This is a genomic window from Nodularia harveyana UHCC-0300 (assembly GCF_034931085.1).
Taxonomy (GTDB): domain Bacteria; phylum Cyanobacteriota; class Cyanobacteriia; order Cyanobacteriales; family Nostocaceae; genus Nodularia; species Nodularia harveyana.
Genome location: NZ_JAYGHG010000003.1, coordinates 178,149 through 198,577, shown reverse-complemented (window position 1 = coordinate 198,577; position 20,429 = coordinate 178,149). Strand labels below are relative to the sequence as shown.

General features: G+C 40.3%; 16 protein-coding genes and 1 tRNA gene. 9 read left to right on the top strand and 8 right to left on the bottom strand.

The window, feature by feature from the left end; all coding sequences use genetic code 11:
- Nucleotides 1-34: 34 nt before the first annotated feature.
- A complete protein-coding gene (locus VB620_RS03575; protein WP_323194759.1) occupies nt 35-1,975 on the bottom strand; it encodes an FAD-dependent oxidoreductase in 1,941 nt (646 codons plus the stop codon).
- Between the two features lie 369 nt (nt 1,976-2,344).
- Here VB620_RS03575 and VB620_RS03570 point away from each other — a divergent pair, with 369 nt between their 5' ends.
- Nucleotides 2,345-3,118 carry an ABC transporter permease gene (locus VB620_RS03570; RefSeq protein ID WP_323194758.1) on the top strand — a complete coding sequence of 258 codons (774 nt, stop codon included), beginning with the start codon at nt 2,345-2,347 and terminating at the stop codon, nt 3,116-3,118.
- A gap of 52 nt (nt 3,119-3,170) precedes the next feature.
- Nucleotides 3,171-4,070, top strand: a complete 900-nt coding sequence (locus VB620_RS03565; protein WP_323194757.1) for an ABC transporter ATP-binding protein — start codon at nt 3,171-3,173, stop codon at nt 4,068-4,070.
- Between the two features lie 97 nt (nt 4,071-4,167).
- On the opposite strand, the gene VB620_RS03560 is transcribed toward VB620_RS03565, so the two are convergent.
- From VB620_RS03560 to VB620_RS03550, 3 genes are all read right to left on the bottom strand, one after another.
- A complete protein-coding gene (locus VB620_RS03560) occupies nt 4,168-4,767 on the bottom strand; it encodes an MBL fold metallo-hydrolase (protein ID WP_323194756.1) in 600 nt (199 codons plus the stop codon).
- A gap of 216 nt (nt 4,768-4,983) precedes the next feature.
- The gene (locus VB620_RS03555; protein WP_323194755.1) at nt 4,984-5,520 is read right to left on the bottom strand and encodes a peroxiredoxin family protein; all 537 of its coding nucleotides are present in this window, start codon (nt 5,518-5,520) and stop codon (nt 4,984-4,986) included.
- A 231-nt stretch (nt 5,521-5,751) separates the two neighbouring features.
- Nucleotides 5,752-6,363, bottom strand: a complete 612-nt coding sequence (locus tag VB620_RS03550; protein WP_323194754.1) for a peroxiredoxin — start codon at nt 6,361-6,363, stop codon at nt 5,752-5,754.
- Between the two features lie 139 nt (nt 6,364-6,502).
- Between VB620_RS03550 and VB620_RS03545 the strand changes: the two genes are divergently transcribed.
- The 5 genes from VB620_RS03545 (at nt 6,503) to VB620_RS03525 (ending at nt 12,561) form a co-directional block, all read left to right on the top strand.
- Nucleotides 6,503-8,545, top strand: a complete 2,043-nt coding sequence (locus VB620_RS03545; protein ID WP_323194753.1) for an amylo-alpha-1,6-glucosidase — start codon at nt 6,503-6,505, stop codon at nt 8,543-8,545.
- A 51-nt stretch (nt 8,546-8,596) separates the two neighbouring features.
- On the top strand, nt 8,597-8,758 hold the full coding sequence (locus tag VB620_RS03540) for a plasmid partition protein ParG (protein WP_323194752.1): 162 nt from the start codon (nt 8,597-8,599) through the stop codon (nt 8,756-8,758).
- Nucleotides 8,755-9,120: a hypothetical protein gene (locus tag VB620_RS03535; RefSeq protein WP_323194751.1), complete on the top strand. Its 366-nt coding sequence runs from the start codon at nt 8,755-8,757 to the stop codon at nt 9,118-9,120. Before VB620_RS03540 ends, VB620_RS03535 begins: the two co-directional genes overlap by 4 nt.
- Nucleotides 9,121-9,249: 129 nt before the next feature.
- Entirely contained in the window at nt 9,250-11,655 is a 2,406-nt protein-coding gene (locus VB620_RS03530; RefSeq protein ID WP_323194750.1) for an exonuclease domain-containing protein, read from the top strand.
- A 90-nt stretch (nt 11,656-11,745) separates the two neighbouring features.
- Nucleotides 11,746-12,561 carry a DNA adenine methylase gene (locus tag VB620_RS03525; protein ID WP_323194749.1) on the top strand — a complete coding sequence of 272 codons (816 nt, stop codon included), beginning with the start codon at nt 11,746-11,748 and terminating at the stop codon, nt 12,559-12,561.
- 37 nt (nt 12,562-12,598) lie between these two features.
- On the opposite strand, the gene VB620_RS03520 is transcribed toward VB620_RS03525, so the two are convergent.
- The 4 genes from VB620_RS03520 to uvrA form a co-directional block, all read right to left on the bottom strand.
- Nucleotides 12,599-12,847, bottom strand: a complete 249-nt coding sequence (locus VB620_RS03520; protein ID WP_323194748.1) for a DUF4926 domain-containing protein — start codon at nt 12,845-12,847, stop codon at nt 12,599-12,601.
- Nucleotides 12,844-13,179: a DUF6883 domain-containing protein gene (locus VB620_RS03515; RefSeq protein WP_323194747.1), complete on the bottom strand. Its 336-nt coding sequence runs from the start codon at nt 13,177-13,179 to the stop codon at nt 12,844-12,846. The genes VB620_RS03520 and VB620_RS03515 overlap by 4 nt, the downstream gene beginning before the upstream one ends.
- A gap of 152 nt (nt 13,180-13,331) precedes the next feature.
- A tRNA-Met gene (locus VB620_RS03510) sits at nt 13,332-13,405 on the bottom strand.
- Nucleotides 13,406-13,606: 201 nt separating this feature from the next.
- A complete protein-coding gene (gene uvrA / locus VB620_RS03505; protein ID WP_323194746.1) occupies nt 13,607-16,495 on the bottom strand; it encodes an excinuclease ABC subunit UvrA in 2,889 nt (962 codons plus the stop codon).
- A 545-nt stretch (nt 16,496-17,040) separates the two neighbouring features.
- Here uvrA and VB620_RS03500 point away from each other — a divergent pair.
- Entirely contained in the window at nt 17,041-19,551 is a 2,511-nt protein-coding gene (locus tag VB620_RS03500; RefSeq protein ID WP_323194745.1) for a beta strand repeat-containing protein, read from the top strand.
- 151 nt (nt 19,552-19,702) lie between these two features.
- Nucleotides 19,703-20,269: a hypothetical protein gene (locus VB620_RS03495; protein WP_323194744.1), complete on the top strand. Its 567-nt coding sequence runs from the start codon at nt 19,703-19,705 to the stop codon at nt 20,267-20,269.
- Nucleotides 20,270-20,429 lie beyond the last annotated feature (160 nt).

Below are 20,429 nucleotides of genomic sequence, written 5' to 3'. Positions count from 1 at the left end.
ATTGGTATTAGGTTGTGTTACGTGGCTTGGTGAACTAAATTTGTAACATCCCTTCTGGATTCACAGTTAACAGCGATCGCCGTTGTAAACCCTCACGATGTAAAATTTCATTAGCTGCCAATAAACCACTACTCACAGCCCTTTCCATTAACCCACAAGGAAAAGGCATTTTCACCCAATCCCCAGCAAACATTAAATTAGAAATACCAGAACTAGACTCTGGACGTTCTGCATAACTCTGGGGTGGATATCCCGAAAAATTACGTTGATTGACAATTTCTCGATGTAGTATTTTCGCTGCTTTCAACTCAGGGACAATTTCATAAAGTTCGGCTGCAAAAGTCGCCAATAAAGCCTCTTGGGTGGGAAATTCTTTTTCCTTATAGCAATAGGCGTGTAACTCCACCACACTTCCACCGGTGCGTTCTGACCAATCAATAAATTGTTTTTGTATGCGGTGATAAAGAGTGATACTATCTGTTAACTTATAACCAGATAAAGAAGTAAAATTACTTTGTTCCCACTCAAAATCTTGGTCAAACCAGAAACGACACACTGCAAAAGGATCAGCAATATTTAATTGCTCAACTTGCGATCGCACTCTTACATCTACATCTCCACTGACACGCTTAAACAGTTGTTGCACACCAGGAACATCAGTCGCAAACACATAATAATCTGCGGTAATAGTCTGCGGTGGTGCTGATTGATGATTTACTGCTAATAACTGCAACTGTTCATCTTGTCTTTCCAATACTTGAAACTTCGGTAAATCTCGTTCGGCTGGACCCTTTAACACCTTACCATCAGCAGCGAACACCGCCCCATGGCAAGGACAATGAAAATTACCATCCCCTGCTTGTTTAACAGTGCATCCTTGATGTGTACAAGTCAGCGAAATTGCTTCTTTACTATCAGATGATAAAGCAAACACTCCATCAGCCGCACCAAAATATTCTACCTGATCATTGGTAATAATTGCATTGCGCTTTACCCAAAAAGGCACATTATTTTGATTACCATCCAGATAATATTTTAACTGCTCAATCTTACCATCACCAGCCGGAATTTCACTCACCGTAGCATTAGTAATAATTTGTCCCCCATTACTTTCAATAAACTGAGCAATCGGTTGGACTAAACTAGTCCCCATATCATCCACAGTCCCATTAAAAGCTAATCCTTCCGGGTTCCCAAAAAAGTAAAAATGGAAAAACTGCATCAGTTCTCCCACACTCATCTCATCTGGCGCATTTAAGCTAGATTTAGCAAAAGGTAAGAAATACAAATCATATAAACCCTGGGGAAAATCGCTTTTTACCCATTCATCCACAGAAATATCATCAAAGCGCCGATAATTTTTTTCTCGCTCAAAACCTGTAATAGCCTGAAAAACTTGTAAATGTTTAAACTTAGTTAAATTAATTCCCCAACGTAAGCGATTAGGAGAGGCGATCGCTAAATCTACAATATTCCAAGGAAAAGCCGAACTACTGGGGCGAAATATTTCCGGTTGGTATTTCGGATCTTTATAAACAAGAGAATAAAAATTTAATGATTTAAAATTATTAGTGATCTCCAGTTCCGAAACTATACTTTTCAGGTTATAATACTGCGGAAAAAATCCATGAAAGCCATGTTCCATCATGAAAGATTCACCAGCAGCTTCAATCGGCCAACTAGCAATTTTTCCACCCAATTGCGGCGATTTTTCTAAAAGTGTCACCGCAAAACCCCTGCGACTTAATTCATAAGCAGAAGCTAAACCAGCTAAACCACCCCCAACCACCACCACACTTTTATTTTGATTTAATAATTGTGGTAAATCGAGAGTATCTTTTTGATAAACTGTCGGCTGGGGTTTAGAAAATCGAGAGTATCCTGTACCGCCGACAATTGCACTAATACCAAACAACTTTAGTAGTGTCCGCCGGGATATAGTAGATGATTCTGGTGAATTAAATAATAAACTCATGGTTGGCAAAATTAAAGCTTCATGATCAAAGACTGCGTGAAATAATGACTATGGGCTAATTCCGTTTCTGTTTTACTTGTTTCGTAATTGGGATATAGCGCCAAAAAAATATTAACCATAAACTGGTCAAAATTTCTCTGTGAGTTTAGTTCGTAAGTTGTTAAATTACTTTTGTTCTCTCAATTTATCCTAAACAAATTAATTTTTACAGAATTAGAGAATTTGTCAATACTTAATTGTAAAATTTGAAAATCCACATTTTTATCTGATATAATAGTAAACGGCAAAGTTTGGCTTCACAAATTAGAAGATTCTTTGATAGTTTAGTATATTATTTATTATTTCGCTACCAGGGGTTAAGTAGCAGTCATGAAGTATTGGCGTGAAACCATAGCTGTAACTCAGCGCATCTTAATTGAACTGTTGCGCCGTAGACGCAGCCTGATTTTTTGGAGTATTTTCCCCATTTCTGTGTTAATCCTCAGTGGATTTATTTTAGCAGAACGGGCAGAACTACCACTAGCGGAAGCTTTTGCCTATGCTGCACCCTCTAGCTTAGTCGGTGCGGCTTTATTTTTTAGCTGTTTGGGTGGTAGTGTCGCCACCGTAGTTGCAGAAAGAGAACAGCAAACTCTCAAACGCCTGTTTATTTCCCCCTTAAGTGGAATATCCTACTTTTTAGGAATTTTTCTGGCTCATAGTTGCATTGGTGGGGGACAGACACTTTTAATTTATACTATTGCGGCCTTTTGGGGCGCGACTTTCAATGGTTCTCTGCTGTTAGGATTGACAATTATTTGCATGAGTATAGTGGCGTATGTTGGTTTAGGGTTTATTTTGGGGACTCAATTAGCACGGCGCATTGAAGATGTTAATGCTTTAGTGGCTGCTTTTGGAGTTCCTTTATTAATTCTAGGGGGAGCATTTTTACCTGCTTCTCTGTTTCCCCAAAGCCTGATTAATATTGCCAGATTTAATCCTATTTATCACATGAATGAGGCTCTAGTAGGGGTTTCATCTCAGGGGTCTGACTTTAGTACAATTGAATCACATTTTTGGTTTTTATTGGTGTTTTCTTTGGTAATGGTGATAGTTGGTTGGTTATCTTATCGGCGAATGTTGGTGGTAGAAAGAAGACTTTAAAAAAATCCTTGTTTACTCCTCTCTGATTCTGCAATAAATAATTAAATCCTTTATGCTGAAAATCACCAACTTAAATAAATCTTATAAATCAATCAAAGTTCTGCAAAATTTAAATTTACATATTGAACCTGGAAAAGTTTATGGTTTATTAGGTGCAAATGGAGCGGGAAAAACTACAACAATCAATATTATTTGTAATTTACTCAAGGCTGATAGTGGCGATGTGACAATCAATGAGCAGCCAGTTTCGGAAGCTACAAAAAAAATCATTGGTATTGCACCCCAAGAAAATTTACTATATCAAACTTTATCCTGTGAGGAGAATCTGAATTTTTTTGCCAAAATTTATGGTTTAAGTCGGGAAACACGCCAAAAACAAGTCGAAGCAACTCTGATATCTGTTAATTTATTAGATAAAGCTAAAAGTCCTGTAGAAACTCTCAGTGGGGGAATGCGACGACGGTTAAATATTGCAGTAGCTTTAGTACATCAGCCGCAGTTAGTTATTTTAGATGAACCAACAACAGGATTAGATATTGAAGCTAGGTATGAGATTTGGGAGTTAATTAGACAATTAAAATGTCAAGGTGTTACTGTTTTATTAACTACCCATTTATTAGATGAAGCCGAGCGACTCTGTGACAAAATTGGCATTCTTAAAGGTGGTCAACTTTTAGTTGAGGGGAGTTTAACTGAGTTACGTAATTTGATTCCAGCCCAAGAAGTAATATTAGTGGAAACTGCTCAAAAGCAGGAGGCGATCGCCCGCGCCCAGAAATATGGTTTTATACACAAATATTATGGGAATCAGTTAGCTTTTTGGTTATCGGAAACTTTAGAATTAAAGGAAATTATTTCCCGCTTTGAAGGTATAGAACTTGATTCAATTTCCCGTCAACCTGTGGGTTTAGAACACATTTATTTGGAAGTGACACAAGGAAAATCCAGTTGATCAGGGCGGGTATTTTTCCCACCCCATAAAATTTATAGTCTTTAGAAATTGGGGAATAACTAACCGCAGAGACGCAGAGGACACAGAGGAATTAGAATTATAAAGTTGCGAGAAGTTCTTGTAAGCGATCGCCACCATCCCGAAACACAGGCCAACCATCACCCACTAATACTGCTTCTATCTGAGGTAGTGCTGCTAGCCGTTTGATGGAAGCCATAGCAGCCTCACGATTCAACAACTTCTCTTCAGGCAAAATTGTTAAACTACCAGCTTTGCGGGCGCGTACTAAGTCCCCTGTGATCAAGGTCGTCTCTTCCAGTAACAAGGCTAATTCACCTGGAGTCTTAGAACCTTGGAGTTCCAACACTTCTAACCCTGGAACCACCTGATCACCATCAGCTAACCAGCGATCGCAATGTATGGGAAAATTATCTTTCTCTCCTACAGGTCCAGCAATTTTGGCGTAGGTTTGATCCGCAATTTCCTTAGCAGATCGAATATGCTCAGAATTAGTCAACACAATCCAATGCACACCACCAAGAGATTGCAAATGATTCCAATCATGATTTGATAAAGCCACTGGGTCAACCAAGATATTTCCTTCAGGACGAACCCAAGCAATCCCATTGAAATCAATATTTCTTGCCGGATTGAAAGTAGACCAGCCATATAGATCAGGACGGTGTAGAGACTTCATAATAATTCTGGTGCAGTACCTTCAATAACAAGGGATTTAGAGTTCAGCATCAATAATGTATCAATAAACCCGTCTATAATTCAATGCTTATAGATATTATTTTGCAATTAGCTGAGTTCAATGGCTACTGGCAATGTGCCGCCTCTTAAGCGTGCAGAAGCTTGTAGATCAATGGAAATTACACCTGCTTAATTTCATCAGGGTCTGGGGATGGGGTTAATTAAACTGTGTTAATAATGTCTCGACACTAGCATTATGATCCAAGAAAGAAAACAAGTGTCTGTAAACTAATTTACCATCTTTATCTAATACAAACTGGGCTGGTAAAGGCGCACCTAAAGCCTGTCCTACTTTGTATGTCTGAAACACTCGACAACTAGGGTCACTTAGCAAGGGCATTTGTAACCCTAAATCTTGCACAACTATTTGGCTTTGCTTTTCATCGGTACTCGTAATCATTAAAACTTCAATCCCACGACTTTTAAATTCTGCGTAGTTCTGATTCAAAGCTTTGATGTGAGGAAAACAGAAGGGACAATATTGTTTTTCTGTAAATATGCGCGTAAATGCCAGTAAGACTGGTTGTTTTCCTTTATAAGTTGATAATTTTACCGCAGTCCCATTAGTAATATCGGGCAGTTGAAAATCTGGGGTTCCTACTCCCAGTCTTAGCTGATTAATCGCTGGAATGGGGAAAAAATTGCGAAAGAAGCGCTCGTTTAATAAACCACTAAAATCATTAGAAGTTAGCATATTATTTTACCTATTTTTTATGAAAAATTGATATAGTAACTGCCCAGGATGTGAGGACAGAAACAGATAATTAACCCCTCAAAATTAGAGATTTTCAAAGCTATTCCCTGTTCCCTATTCCCTGTTCTAACCAAAAACCACAGATAGATATAGAAACTAACACTAAATAAGCAATATCTGTGTTCATCTCTGTACATCTGTGGTTTAAGCAATGTGACCTGTTAGAAAAATCTAGACAGCAGAGAAGTAAACTTTAGACTTCACAGGGTCAGGATTCATGGTTTTATCCCCTGGTTGCCAACCGGCTGGGCAGACTTCATCAGGGTGGGACTGAACATACTGAAGTGCTTGTAATGTCCGCAAGGTTTCATCAACGCTGCGACCAAAGGCAAGGTTATTAATGGTGGCGTGCTGTAGTACACCGTCTTTATCAATGATAAACAAACCGCGTAAGGCAATACCTGCGGCTGGATCTAGGACGTTATAAGCGGCACTAATCTCTTTTTTGATATCGGAAACTAAAGGATAGTTGAGGTCGCCCACACCGCCTGATTTGCGGTCAGTTTGAATCCAGGCTAGGTGAGAAAATTCGCTATCTACGGAAACACCGAGAATTTCAGTGTTAACTTTGCTAAATTCTTCGTAGCGATCGCTAAATGCGCTGATTTCAGTGGGGCAAACAAAGGTAAAATCTAAGGGGTAGAAAAACAGAACGACATACTTACCGCGATAGTCGGAAAGTTTAATTGTCTTAAATTCTTGGTCTACCACAGCAGTCGCCGTAAATTCAGGAGCCTGTTGACCAACACGGAGGCATCCTTCTGTTGTGTAAGTGAGGGACATTCAGCCAATTCTCCTTCAACTTATATAAGTATAATAACTTGGGAATTTGGGTTAGTTAACACTCACCCATTTACAATTGTTACAGTTTAATTACAATCTGTTACGACTGTATCATAGTCATAACGATTTTGAGTAACAAATGCCTGATTTAAATACAAGAGAATGGTTACTTACCAATGGCTTGGGGAGTTTTGCTAGTGGGACTATTTCTGATGTTCGCACCCGCACTTATCATGGTTGGCTATTGGGGGCGACTAATCCGCCTTCTGGTCGCACCTTGCTATTTTCTCACTTAGAAGCCAGTTTAGAAGTATCAGGAAAAGCGATCGCATTAGGGACGAACTTTTGGGCTGATGGTCAAGTTTCCCCCCAAGGCTACAAACTGCTACACTCTTTTGATATTAACCCAGTTCCGCAATGGATTTGGCAAGAAGATAACTGGCAGATAAAAAGACAATTATTGATGCCTCATGCTTTGGGAGATGGGGAAAAAGATATGGGTTCCCATCGGCTATTGATGCAATATCGCTATGAAGGCCGTGATACCGCCATTTTAAGGCTACGGCTACTCATAGGCGATCGGGACTTTCATCACCAGCAAAAAGCTGATCCTGGTTTACAATTTTCCCAACTACTCGGCGAAAATCAAGTTTGTCTGCAAGCCATGTTTACCGGAAACTTCGGCACACCTTGGCATTTACGTTGGACTCAAGGAGAATATCAAGCCGATGCAGTTTGGTATTGGGATTATCAGTTACCAGAAGAAACAGCCAGAGGATTAAGAGATAAAGAAGACCTTTACAGTCCTGGTTACCTAACAGTCAAACTCCAACCGGGAGATACAGTCACCCTAGAAGCAAAGATTGGTTTTCCCGACCCCATGCAAACTCTGCTGAGTCCCGAAATTTTCGCCGCAGCTGTGGAAGCAGAACAACAAAGGCGATCGCAAACTTTCGCCCCAGTCAAAAATCAATCTTCTTCCCCCATTTGGCAGCAATTATTAACAGCTAGCGACCAATTTATAGTTTATCGCGCCTCCATCGCTGGCCCCACAGTCATTGCAGGTTATCACTGGTTCAACGACTGGGGACGTGATACCTTAATTGCTTTACCGGGTTTAGCCTTAGTTACACAGCGCTTTGAATTAGCAAAAGGGCTATTAGAAACCTTTGGGCGTTACTGTCGCCACGGTTTAATCCCTAACGTTTTTCCTGATTTTGGTGGTGAACCGTCTTATAACAGTATTGATGCCGCTTTATGGTGGATTGAAACTTTAGGACTTTACTTAGAAGCTACCCAGGACTGGGAATTTTTAGCAGCACAATTTCCTGTAGTGCAGCAAATTCATAAAGCATTTATGGGTGGTACACGTTATAACATCCAAGTTGATGCCACTGATGGGTTAGTTAGTTGGGATGTGTGCGGTGTCGCCCTCACCTGGATGGATGTGGTGATTGGGGGAAAACCTGTAACGCCCCGCGATGGGAAAGCAGTAGAAATTAATGCCCTGTGGTATTCGGCTTTATGTTGGATGAGTCAATGGGCGGAACGGTTAAGCCAAATGAATTATGGTGATGCGGCACGTTTAGCCAAGCAAGCACAGCGTTACACTCACCAAGCCCAACAAGTGACCATTTCTCTGCAAAAGTTCTGGAATCCACAGATGGGTTATTTATACGACACCATCGATCCAGATGATGGTCGCAATTCCCAGATTCGTCCCAATGCGGTTTTAGCCTTATCTCTGCATCATTGCGGATTTTCCCAACATCAAGGGCGGGCAGTAGTGGATTTAGCGACTTCCCGGTTACTGACTCCCTATGGTTTGCGTAGTCTTGACCCAGGCGACCCCGATTATATCAGTAAATATACAGGGGACTCAGAACAGCGCGATCGCGCCTATCATCAAGGGACTGTGTGGGCTTGGCTAATTGGTCCCTTTACCCGTGCGTGGCAGCGTTGTTACCCAGAAAGACCCTTACCCTTTGATTGGCAACCATTGCTAGACCACTTCCTGAATGACGGCTGTATTCACTCGATTTCAGAGATTTTTGATGGAGATTCGCCTCATGAACCTAAAGGTGCGATCGCCCAAGCTTGGTCAGTTGCCGAAGTAATCAGACACTGGCGATCGTCTAGTGATAGAATAACTAAATCGAGCAATCGCGTAATACGTAGTTAGCCAAATCCTGGAGGTAATGCGAGAATACTAGATATCGAGTTAATAAAAAAAATGCCTAAAAAGATTCCAGAAGGGATGACAGAGTTAAGTGTTTATATAGATAAACAGGTTAAGACCGACTTTAAAGTAGCTTGTGCCAAACAAAATAAACCAATGGGACAAGTTATTAATCAAATGTTGAAAGAATGGTTAACACAGGAGAAATCACCATGAGAGACCCACAGCGTTTAGACTATTTTGAAAATGAATTAGACACTGTTAAACATCTGTTAATTTCCACTGCACAATATGCGGAATCTTCAGACCACAAAATTAACCGATTAATTGACCGTCAAGATATTACCCAAAACCAGCTTGACGGTTTATCCCTAACCGTTCAGGCTATGGGTGCAAAAATTGATAGGTTTGTAGACAATGCCAGCGACTTTATAGATACCACTAGAGCGAGAAACGCGATATTAGATGATGTAGTTCTGGAATTAAGAGATAGCCAAAACTCAACTAACGCTGCTTTAGAAAGACTAGAGATAATTTTAGCAAAGTTAATGCAGCGCAATGAGGAAAATAATATTTAACTAGCGATTCTGTTTTCAATAGATACTAAAAAATTATTTGATTTTTAGAGAAAAGTAGGTCTTTTATTCTGAATAGCATTACATTGATTGATACTAATGATACAATAAAAAAAGTATAATTACAGTCATATGGATTTTGTTGTTTTAGATACCGAAGGACAACCGGACTTAAGTGAATTAGCCCTGATAGATAGTCAAGGCTTAGTAATTTATGAAGGTTTCTCTAGCGACCATCCCCGCATATCTCCAAATAGTCCTAACCTGAAAACCTTAAAAACCCTACTCAGAGAATTTTTATCACTTGTTCAGGGTAAAAAAATCATCTGTCATTACGCAGAACATGATATTGAAGTTCTCAAATATAACTTCCGCCAAGTAGGTTTAATTTGGCCAAAATTACAATTTGACTGTACTTGGAACTTAGCGAAAAATACCTGGAACGGATTAGAAAGTTATTCTTTAGATTATTTAAGCAAATATTTTAACTTACGGGCTAATCAGCAATATTTCATTTCCGACATGGCACATAGTGCCAGATATGATGCTGAATTTACCTACCATCTTTATAGAAAAATCATGCTAGAAAAACTCAAAGAACAACCTAATCCATTTACCAGCAGTAGAGTTGACACTCCATTTCAAAATCATCCCGATTCCCTCAACACCTATCAGAGAGAATTTCTCACCCTCAAAACAGGTTTAAATGATATTAAAAGAGATACCAACCATCAAAGTAAAGGCATAGTAGTAATTGGCGAGCCTGGTTCTGGTAAAACTCACCTGATGATGAGACTAGCACAAGAGCGACTATCCAGTAACAGATTATTATTTATTCGTCAGCCGAATAATTCTCAATCCGTACTTTATCATATATATAGCCGCATATTAGAATCTCTAGTCCAAAAAGTTGGACACCTCCCACAACTAGACTACTTAATTATTAACACCTTTCGGAAAATCCTCAGTCTTCCTCACAGAGATGTCAAACAAAAAGATATAGAAATCATCAAAGCCTTATATCAACTAGAAGAAAATCACATCAACGCATTAGGCGCAGAAAATACCCAACGCAAGCGAGAATATTGGCTGTATATTGAAAAGACTATTAATGAATGGTGGATGAGCAACTACGCTGCGGGAAGTTTTGCCTTATCTATCATCAAAGGAATGGTCAAATATTGTAGCTATACAGATTATAGATATAGGAATATTACCACTCGGTGGTTAGCCGGTAATGTGTTAACAGATGAAGAAGCAGAAACCATTGGCTTACCCAATTGGGGAGAAGAAATTAGTCAAGAAGCCTTTTCCTTAGAAGCCATATCAGTTTTAGGTAAACTATCTAGCCTCGATGAACCTTTAATCATTATTTTTGACCAGTTAGAAGGCTTAGGACTTCCCCATAACAAAGAAATCTTATTAAACTTTGGGGAAGCTATCAAAGAAATTTTTACCCATGTTCCCAACAGCTTAATTATTCTCAATTTATTTCCTGACAGATGGGAACAATTTAAATCAACCTTTGACAACTCTATTTTGGGGCGTTTCCCCTCTCAAGTTTATTTACGTCAACCCACAGAAACAGAAATTAAAGAAATTATTCAAATTAAACTGCAATCTGTAAACATTAACTTACAGCAGATATTTCAGCCAGAAGATTTAGATGATATTTTAGCGAAAAAACCCATTAGGTCTGCCTTAAACCGTGCGGCTGACTACTATAACTATAGAGTGCATGGAATACCCTTAACCATTGAAAAAACAGATATATATGAACTAGATAACCAGGAAAAAATAGCACAGCAACTGAGACTTTTACAACAACAGCAACAGGTATCAATGGAAGTTTTAATACAGTTGATACAAGCTATTCAAGAACCTGCTGCTATAGACTTAAATAACCTGAATCAAAAACTATTATCTTACTTACCTGATGGAACTGAAACCGCCCCAGCCAACCCTGTAACTGAGTATCTCATTCAACATCAAAAAGAATTAGAGCAAAAATATACTAACTCCGCCATCATTGCTGACTATGATGATATTGGTAAATTAAAGACAATAGCCGAAGCCTTCAACCACATCAAACCCATTAAACTCACCCAGTATCGCTTAGGTAAAAGAAAATTACCAGAGCATATCGTCATAGAAAACAGTAATCAGAATTATGTAATTGGATTTCTGCAAATCAACGGTACTCCCTTTACCAACCGCATTGGTAACTTCAACGAATTAGTAATTATTCATCCGCAAACCAAGTTTCAATTAATCAGAGATGAACGTCTACCACAAATCACAGGTAAAGTAGGAAAAGAATATATTAACCAACTGCAAAATAGTCCTAACGGCAAATTCACCCCATTAAATAAACAAGATAGACTTCTATTAGACCTCATCTATGATTTAATTATCAGCATATATAACAAAGACCTAGACAACATAGACTTAGCATCAGCATTAAACGTTCTCATCACCCATCCAGAATGGTATCACTGGATTTTTTCCATGCTTGGTTTCACACCACCCACCAAATAAAAATCTTTTCTTCCTTCCTCCCCTCTTCCTTCTCCCAAGGGGAGACGCTACGCGAACGTGTCCTTTGCGTCCTTTGTGGTTCATTCCTCCATGATAAAAAGCCCATTAAGATACCCTGGTGGTAAGTCTAGAGCCATCAACCAAATAGCCGAACACTTACCTGAAAACTTCTCTGAATTTCGAGAACCATTTGTAGGAGGAGGTTCCGTCTTTATTTACTTAAAGCAGAAATTTCCTCACCTAAAAATCTGGATAAACGATTTAAACCGCGAATTATTTCTATTTTGGAAATATGCGAAATCTAATTTACCCCAGCTAGTCGAAGAAATCCGCCGGGTAAAAGATAAATATACAGATGGTAAAATCCTATTTAAAGAACTAACCACTATAGATACTCAAACATTATCTGATTTTGAGAGAGCAGCCCGCTTTTTTATTCTCAATAGAATTACCTTTTCTGGTACTGTAGAATCTGGAGGTTATTCTGAGCAAGCTTTTCAGAAACGGTTTACCTACTCCTCAATAGAACGACTAGAGAAATTAGCAGAAATTTTAACCGATGATGTCAAAATCACTAACTTAGATTACAGCGAACTATTAGACACAGAGGGGAAAAACGTCTTTATATTTTTAGACCCACCTTATTTTACGGCGACTAAATCGAGGTTATATGGTAAAGATGGTGATTTACACACAACATTTGAGCATCAAAGATTTGCGGAATTGCTCAGAGAATGTCATCACCGTTGGTTAATAACTTACGATGATTCACCTCAAATTAGAGAAAAATTTCCCGACTCTCAGATATGGGAGTGGGAATTGCAGTATGCCATGAATAACTACAAACAAGGTAGCGCAGCAAAAGGTAAAGAGTTATTCATCAGCAATTATACTCACATTCGGTAGTGGTAATAATTTCCCTAATTACTGGAAAATAAGATAACTATTTTAACTCTGCTAATGGACGAATAGCCAGCACTGCATCACTAGGCATTTTTTCCACTGCTGACATAGGAACAGTAAAAACAGCAATAGAATCACCTGCTGCATTAAAGACTTCTAATATATAACCATCTTCACCACCACTAGGATGAGTCACATAATCAATTAACGTAGCAACATCACCCTTTTTGAGGTTGTATTGTGGTAAATCACAATTGAGAGCGACGTACTGATATAGTGATAACTTCATCCATTTTTATCCTTCTTTGGTTTTAGAGTAATAAACCGAAAATTCTGGTCATGTTTTGATTCTAGCCAAACTGTGACAACTGCTAAACTTTGACCATTTACTCCTTGTAGATTTCCTTCTATGGTGTAAAAGGTTCCATATTCATTAGTGATATCTTCTATTGTTTCGTTGGTAGTCGTGAGTTGAAAAATAGCTGTTAATAAATCTTCTGGGTTACTTTGTGTAAATCCTGCTTGGGCTAAAAACTTGGATTTATCATCTTTGATGCGGGGGACTAGAAGATAGCAAGTCAGCTTTTCCTGTGGAATAATGATATTTCCTGGTGTTTTCACTATTCAGTTTTGCTCTATTTATTTTTTAATTAGTAAAGAATATGGTTCAAAAAGCTTGATGCAGATGCATAAGACTAGACAAAGGTTTATGAATAAAGAGTTTGCACCCATTATTCAATAGTTAAATAATAATTAAATTTATCTGTTTTAAATGGCTCAGGTCAGATTTGAACTGACGACCCCAGGCTTATGAGTCCCGTACTCTAACCAACTGAGCTACTGAGCCTTGCGTTTCATACTTTGTCATCATAGCATAGAATTTTGGGGATGGCTAGTGTTTTGAGAGATTATTTTTTGATCACGCAGAGGCGCAGAGGCGCGGAGAGGATGAGAAGAGTTCATGAATATGTAACTACTGAATCCTGACCTTTCCAGCTTTCCAACCTTTCCACCTTTGCGCCTTTGCGCCTTTGCGTGAAACATCCTCTTATGTCCTCACCGCCGGATATTGCTGTAACACCTGCTGCAAATATTGTCCAGTATAAGAACGGGAATTTTTGGCGACTTCTTCTGGTGTACCCGCAGCAATGATTTCTCCGCCTTTGTCGCCACCTTCTGGACCCAAATCAATCACCCAATCAGAACAACGAATCACGTCTAAGTTGTGTTCAATGACTAAAATTGAGTTTCCTTTATCTACTAATCTTTGCAACACATCCAACAATTTATGGACATCATAAAAAGATAACCCTGTGGTTGGTTCATCTATTAAATACAGGGTTTTACCTGTCGCCCGGCGAGATAATTCTGTGGCTAATTTCACCCGTTGGGCTTCTCCTCCTGATAAGGTGGTTGCAGGTTGTCCAAGTTTGACGTAACCTAAACCGACATCATTTAAGGTTTGCAAACGGGTAACAGCTTTAGGAATGTTTTGGAAAAATTCTAAACTTTCCTCAACGGTCATGTTGAGAACGTCTGAAATTGATTTATCTTTGTATTTGACTTGCAAGGTTTCCCGGTTATATCTTGCACCTTTGCAAACTTCACACTGGACATAAACATCGGGAAGAAAGTTCATTTCAATGACATTTACACCCTGACCGCTACAAGCTTCACAACGTCCACCTTTAACGTTAAAAGAAAATTGTCCGGGTTTATATCCCCTGGCTTTGGCTTCGACTGTTTGGGAAAAGACATCCCGAATTGCATCGAATATACCTGTATAAGTTGCGGGGTTAGAACGGGGTGTGCGTCCTATGGGTGATTGGTCGATGACGATCGCTTTGTCAACTGCATTTAAGCCTTTAATTTCTTGTAAATGTCTGGGTAAGGGAACTTTTTTGGTTAAATGATGTTGTAATGAGGGATAAAGTAATTCGTTAATTAGGGTTGATTTACCGGAACCAGAAACACCTGTAACCGCGACGAGTTTACCTAAAGGAATTTCGACATTGATATTTCTTAAGTTGTGGCGATGGGCGTTTTCAATAACTAAACTGCGCCCGTTTCCTTTTCTCCGTTCTGCGGGTGTATGAATGACTCGTCTTCCGGATAAATAAGCGCCTGTTAAAGAGTCTTCGGCTGCGAGTAAGGTTTCTAAATTCCCTTGGGAAATAATGTTTCCGCCGTGGATTCCTGCACCGGGTCCAATATCAACTATATAATTGGCGGCGCGGATGGTTTCTTCATCGTGTTCTACAACGATTAAAGTATTACCTAAGTCGCGTAATTTAGTTAAAGTTTTGAGTAAGCGTCCATTATCTCGTTGATGTAAACCTATGCTGGGTTCGTCTAAAACGTAAAGTACACCTGTTAACCCAGAACCGATTTGTGTGGCTAAACGTATGCGTTGGGCTTCTCCACCAGAAAGGGTCATGGCGGGACGGTCGAGGGTGAGATAATCTAAGCCTACATCTAATAAAAATTGCAATCTAGCTTTGATTTCTCTTAGGACTAAATCAGCGATTTGAATTTGGCGATCGCTCAATTTTAACTGATCAATTCTTTGCCGACAATCCCGAATGGAAACCCCTGTTAAATCTAAAATACCATATTGTCCCAAACGTACCGCTAAAGCCTCTGGTTTTAAACGTTTTCCCCCGCAAACCTCACAGGGTTGGTCAACCAAATATTGCTCTAACTTCTGCTTAACTAACTCCGTTCCACCCTCATATTGACGTTGCAAAATCGGAATCACACCCTTAAAACTCTGTGTCCTCTGCGCCTCTGCGGTTCGTTCCTTCTTCTCCCCATACATCACTGTATGCTGCTGTTCTACTGTTAGCTGACTCCACCTTGCTTGCAACTCAAAACCAGTAGATTGTCCGACACTATAAAGCAGTTCCAAATAATAAGAATTATCTTTTTCCGACCAGGGTGCGATCGCCGCGTAAATTGGTGCTTCCGGGTCTGGTACAATCAAATCAGGCGTAAATGTCTTTAAAGTCCCGATGCCGTGACAATGGGGACAAGCACCATAAGGGGAGTTGAAGGAAAACAAGCGGGGGGATAACTCTTCCATAACCGCCCCATGTACCGGACAAGCAAAGTTTTCGGAAAATACTAATTCTTCTTCTGTATCTTCACCATTCTCAGATGTCACACTGACAAGAATGGTAGCAATTCCACCAGACTGTTTTAAGCACGTAGACAAAGAATCTACCAAACGCTCTTGAATACCGTCTTTTTTCACCAAGCGGTCAATAACAACTTCTATGGTGTGGGTAATATTTTTATCTAATTCTATCGAGTCAGAGAGTTCCCGCACTTCCCCATCTACACGCACCCGGACAAAACCCTGAGAAGCGAGACTTGATAACAGCTTGCGGTGAGTCCCCTTTTTTCCCCGGACAACCGGCGCAAGAATTTGGAACTTAGTCCGGTCTGGTAGTTCGGAAATGCGATCGCACATTTCATCTATGGTCTGGGGTGCGATGGAGCGATCGCATATTGGACAATGGGGTTCACCAGCACGACCAAATAATAGCCGCAGATAATCGTAAATTTCCGTCACCGTCCCCACAGTAGAACGGGGGTTATGGGAAGTAGACTTTTGATCGATGGAAATCGCCGGACTTAAGCCCTCAATGGCTTCCACATCCGGTTTATCCAATTGACCCAAAAATTGCCGCGCGTAGGCGCTGAGGGACTCCACATACCGCCGTTGACCTTCAGCAAAAATGGTATCAAAGGCCAGAGAAGACTTACCCGAACCCGAAACACCAGTAAACACAATCAGGCGATCGCGCGGTAATTCCAAATCAATATTTTTCAGATTATGCTGCCTAGCACCCCGAATCCGAATGGTATTCTGGCTATTGTCGTGAGAATGGGGCAGATGTCCATTTAAAGATGGGGCGAGCTTGTGATCTGACATATCGGCTTAGTGATACCTAAGAGGCGACTAGAAACAATCCTTCATAATACTATCTTTAATTCAGTTATCACAGAACAGTCGTACTGTTGCAAGCTGTAATGTGTCCATAACATTCTGCGGATATGTTTGTGCTATTTTTTATGCTTTCTTTATAAAGATACTAATACTCACAGTAATCATATTAATAAGTAATTTTCCATCACCGACTAATTTAAATAACTTGTATTTTTTATTCTGATAATGAAAAAAATAGTCTTTGGCTTATAAGTCTTGTCTAGTAAGAATTGTAAGAATATCATCCTTTGATGACCATAGGAATTTACTTAGATTGATTCAATATATTTCATCAAATCAACATAATTAAATAAGTATAAACACAGGACATATTTATGCCCATATAAGAATATGATGATTTTCATGCCTCTAAAGACCTGATTTCAGGACGCAAAAAACCAGCAAATTGACTGAGGACGTAAAGTAAATTTATGTATCAGAACTTGGTCAACCATCCGTAACTATGTACAAACACATAAATAAGAATTGAGATGAAGCATTCCCAGAAAAAGCAATCAAAATTTTATCGCTCGTTAGTAGCAACAGCATTATTAACTAGTAGTTTTTTCCAATTTGCCTTACCTGTAATAGGTGCAGGTGCTGCCGGAGGCCAAGACATTAGTAACACCGCCACCGCTACCTATGAAGACCCTGATGGAACAACCATCAACTCCACATCTAACCCAGTTATAGTAACTGTAGCTGAAGTCGCCGGTGTTACCGTTGTTGGTAGCGTGGATAATACATCACCAGTACCCGGCGATAGCCTCTTATATACGTACACTGTTACTAACGTTGGTAACGACCCAGGTAGATTTAGTATTCCAAATGCGGTAACTGTCACTGGACCTGGTACTGCGGGTGTTATAGAAGTCAGTGAAGATGGTGGAAATACTTGGAATACTATTCCTGGTACTGAATTAATCACTGGTTCAGTTCCCCCCGATAGTTCAGTGTTAGTCCGGGTTCCTGTGACTGTAAACGCTGGTGCGACTGAAAATCAGATCATTGGCGTTCAATTAGGTAATACACCTAATGATGATCAGAACCAACAGAGGGGTACTCCTGACGCTCTTGATGTTTATACTGTCGATAACGCCGATGGTGTTCCTAATGAAGTACCTGGACAACTAACAGACCCAACGGATATTAGAGAAGCTAGTGCTACCCCAGAGGCGACTGTAGGTGCTGTGCCGCCGAAGCCTTATGCCTTCGCTACAGTTCGCAAAGTTAGGGGTACTTATACCAACCAAGGAACTCCAGCCATCACAGATGACACATTAGACTATAGCTTGAGTTTGGAAGTTGGGAATACCGACCCCACAAGTAGTGGAATTGTCCCCACAGCATTAGTGGGAACAAACATCAACCTCAATGGTTCGCAACAACCTCGCATCTTAGTTTCTGATGCAATTCCCCTAAATACTGAACTAGCCGCCACCCCCACAGCACCAGCTAATTGGCAAGTTGTGTATACCACTACTCCAGTGACAACTGATGCTAATCAAGCAGCGTGGACTACTGCTGCTCCTGGTGATTTGAGTACTGTCACCCGTGTTGGTTTTATTAATGACCCCGGAACCTTGACAAGTGTTGCTCCTGGTGTAACAGTACCTGGCTTCTCATTGCAGGTCAAAGTTAGAGATACTGTGACTGCTGCGACTGTAACTGTCAACAACATTGCCCAATTATTTGGTCAAACCGATGGTGTTCCACCAGTAGACGCGAATACGGATGGTGTTCCAGATAACATTATTTATGACGAATCTGGGGACGATAATCCCAGTAACTATGATGGTGTTAATCCTCCTCTAGATGAGAATGGCGTGAGTACAGATACCAATGGAGATGGTGTTCCAGATACAACTCCTGGAATTTCCGATGGTTTCATTAACGACCCAACAGACCTAACCAACACTGGTACTGACCCCATTGGTGACAACACCAATAACAACCAGGGTACTGGTCCTGGTGGTGAAGCCAACACCTTTGACATCAATGCTCCCGTTTCTGTTCTCAATGGTCCGAATAATCAACCAGATGCAGTTGGTCCCAACAATAATAATGACGACTTCACCAACAGATCAACTCCGGTTCCCGCAGGTTTAGCACCAGGCGACACACTTGACCCAGGTGCTGTAACTTTCGATAACACAATACAAAATACTGGTGGTGCTGCGGCTCCGATTTCCCTAGTACCCACACCACCAGCAACTCCTGGTGATTTACCTACTGGTACAGAAGTCACCATTAACGCTAATAATGAGACGAGAACTTACGTCTGGGATGGTACTCAGTTTACTTTTGGTGGTACTCCAATTGATAACGCTGCTGAATACATCACCATTCCTAACGTCCCAGCAGGAGGCAATGTAAACTACACTGTTTCAGTGGATTTACCTGCTAATAGTCCGTTATCTACTGATATTGACAGGGGTTTCCCAGTACCCGTTACAGCTTTTGTGGATGATGCTACCCCTGGTTTACAAACTGAAACTCAGAATACTACTATCGACCGTGTGTATACTGGGTTCTTGAAACTAGAGAAAGTCTCACGGATCTTACCGGGAACTGGCCCTGCTGTACAGGGTACTGATGGCACTTTTAGCACCACTAATAAGCAGCCAGCACCAGGAAACATTATTGAGTACCGGATTACCTATACCAATATTTCCGAAGCTCAAGATGGTAGTAACACTAACGTGATTTTGAGCGCTAGCAATGTGGTAATTGTGGAAAATGGTATTACTGCACCGAATAACTGGGCTTTAGATAACAATAGCGATACTGTTATTGATACCAGCAACGTCGTAGGCTCGGCTGCGGCTTCTTCTGGAACTTTAACGATTCAGTTCTTCAATGGTAATCCTGTAACTCTCGGTACTGACATAACCGGGACAACCCCAGCTACTGATGTGACTCAGTATACTAATACTGTGGGAACTGTTCCTCCCGGTATCACTGGGACTGGGACCTTTACTTTCCAACGCAGAGTGAACTAAGTCTGTGTAATGGATTGACAGAGCTAATTTAGAGCATAAATATCAAGAAAATGCAATCTTTTAGCCCTGTCATCTAGTAGAGATGTAGCAATGCTATGTCTCTACATCTAACAATAACAATCAGATCACAGCAGTTTTTGAGGTGATAAAAATGAAAAGATTTTCAATTGTCGGTTTAGGTGCGATCGCTCTAATTGCCACAGTGCCATTTGTCGGTAATATACCAGTATTAGGCAATCTTGGGGAATCTGGGATTGCGATCGCGCAAAATGCTAAAAAAGGTCAAGTCCAGTTACGCTTAGAAGCCGAAAAGCAAGTAACAACCGAAGATCAGCAAGGTAAGCAAGTTAAAAAATGGCAACTTTTACAAGGTAAAGCCACCGTCCAACCAGGGGACGTACTACGTTATACCTTAAAGGGCGAAAACACAGGCGATCGCCCAGTCAAAAATCTGACTCTCAACCAACCCATTCCTCAAGGGATGGTATATGTGCTGAAATCAGCAAAAACTGATGTGAGTGCAAACAGCAAAATCACTTATAGCATTGATGGCGGACGTAGCTTTGTAGATCAACCTACAGTTAAAGTTACTCTTCCTAATGGCAATGTAGAAGTTAAACCAGCACCAGCCACAGCTTACACTCATATCCGCTTATATTTACCAGTGGTAAATGCCAAAACCACAGTCACAGCCAATTATCAAGTGCAAGTGCGCTAAATTGTTGGGGAATTTTTTGATGGGAAATTTGGTCTTATTATTTCTGTTGATAAAACCGATTTTATATGAAGCCAAATTATTGTAGAGATTGACTAAAACTATATCTCTACATCCCTCTATTTACTACCCACGCCAGAGGAGAAATATTTAGTGAATCGGG

Bases quoted from the DNA above. Each gene is read 5' to 3' on its own strand.
- VB620_RS03575 (WP_323194759.1), bottom strand. From the start codon at position 1,975: ATGAGTTTATTATTTAATTCACCAGAATCATCTACTATATCCCGGCGG.
- VB620_RS03570 (WP_323194758.1), top strand. From the start codon at position 2,345: ATGAAGTATTGGCGTGAAACCATAGCTGTAACTCAGCGCATCTTAATT.
- VB620_RS03565 (WP_323194757.1), top strand. From the start codon at position 3,171: ATGCTGAAAATCACCAACTTAAATAAATCTTATAAATCAATCAAAGTT.
- VB620_RS03560 (WP_323194756.1), bottom strand. From the start codon at position 4,767: ATGAAGTCTCTACACCGTCCTGATCTATATGGCTGGTCTACTTTCAAT.
- VB620_RS03555 (WP_323194755.1), bottom strand. From the start codon at position 5,520: ATGCTAACTTCTAATGATTTTAGTGGTTTATTAAACGAGCGCTTCTTT.
- VB620_RS03550 (WP_323194754.1), bottom strand. From the start codon at position 6,363: ATGTCCCTCACTTACACAACAGAAGGATGCCTCCGTGTTGGTCAACAG.
- VB620_RS03545 (WP_323194753.1), top strand. From the start codon at position 6,503: ATGCCTGATTTAAATACAAGAGAATGGTTACTTACCAATGGCTTGGGG.
- VB620_RS03540 (WP_323194752.1), top strand. From the start codon at position 8,597: ATGCCTAAAAAGATTCCAGAAGGGATGACAGAGTTAAGTGTTTATATA.
- VB620_RS03535 (WP_323194751.1), top strand. From the start codon at position 8,755: ATGAGAGACCCACAGCGTTTAGACTATTTTGAAAATGAATTAGACACT.
- VB620_RS03530 (WP_323194750.1), top strand. From the start codon at position 9,250: ATGGATTTTGTTGTTTTAGATACCGAAGGACAACCGGACTTAAGTGAA.
- VB620_RS03525 (WP_323194749.1), top strand. From the start codon at position 11,746: ATGATAAAAAGCCCATTAAGATACCCTGGTGGTAAGTCTAGAGCCATC.
- VB620_RS03520 (WP_323194748.1), bottom strand. From the start codon at position 12,847: ATGAAGTTATCACTATATCAGTACGTCGCTCTCAATTGTGATTTACCA.
- uvrA (WP_323194746.1), bottom strand. From the start codon at position 16,495: ATGTCAGATCACAAGCTCGCCCCATCTTTAAATGGACATCTGCCCCAT.
- VB620_RS03500 (WP_323194745.1), top strand. From the start codon at position 17,041: ATGAAGCATTCCCAGAAAAAGCAATCAAAATTTTATCGCTCGTTAGTA.
- VB620_RS03495 (WP_323194744.1), top strand. From the start codon at position 19,703: ATGAAAAGATTTTCAATTGTCGGTTTAGGTGCGATCGCTCTAATTGCC.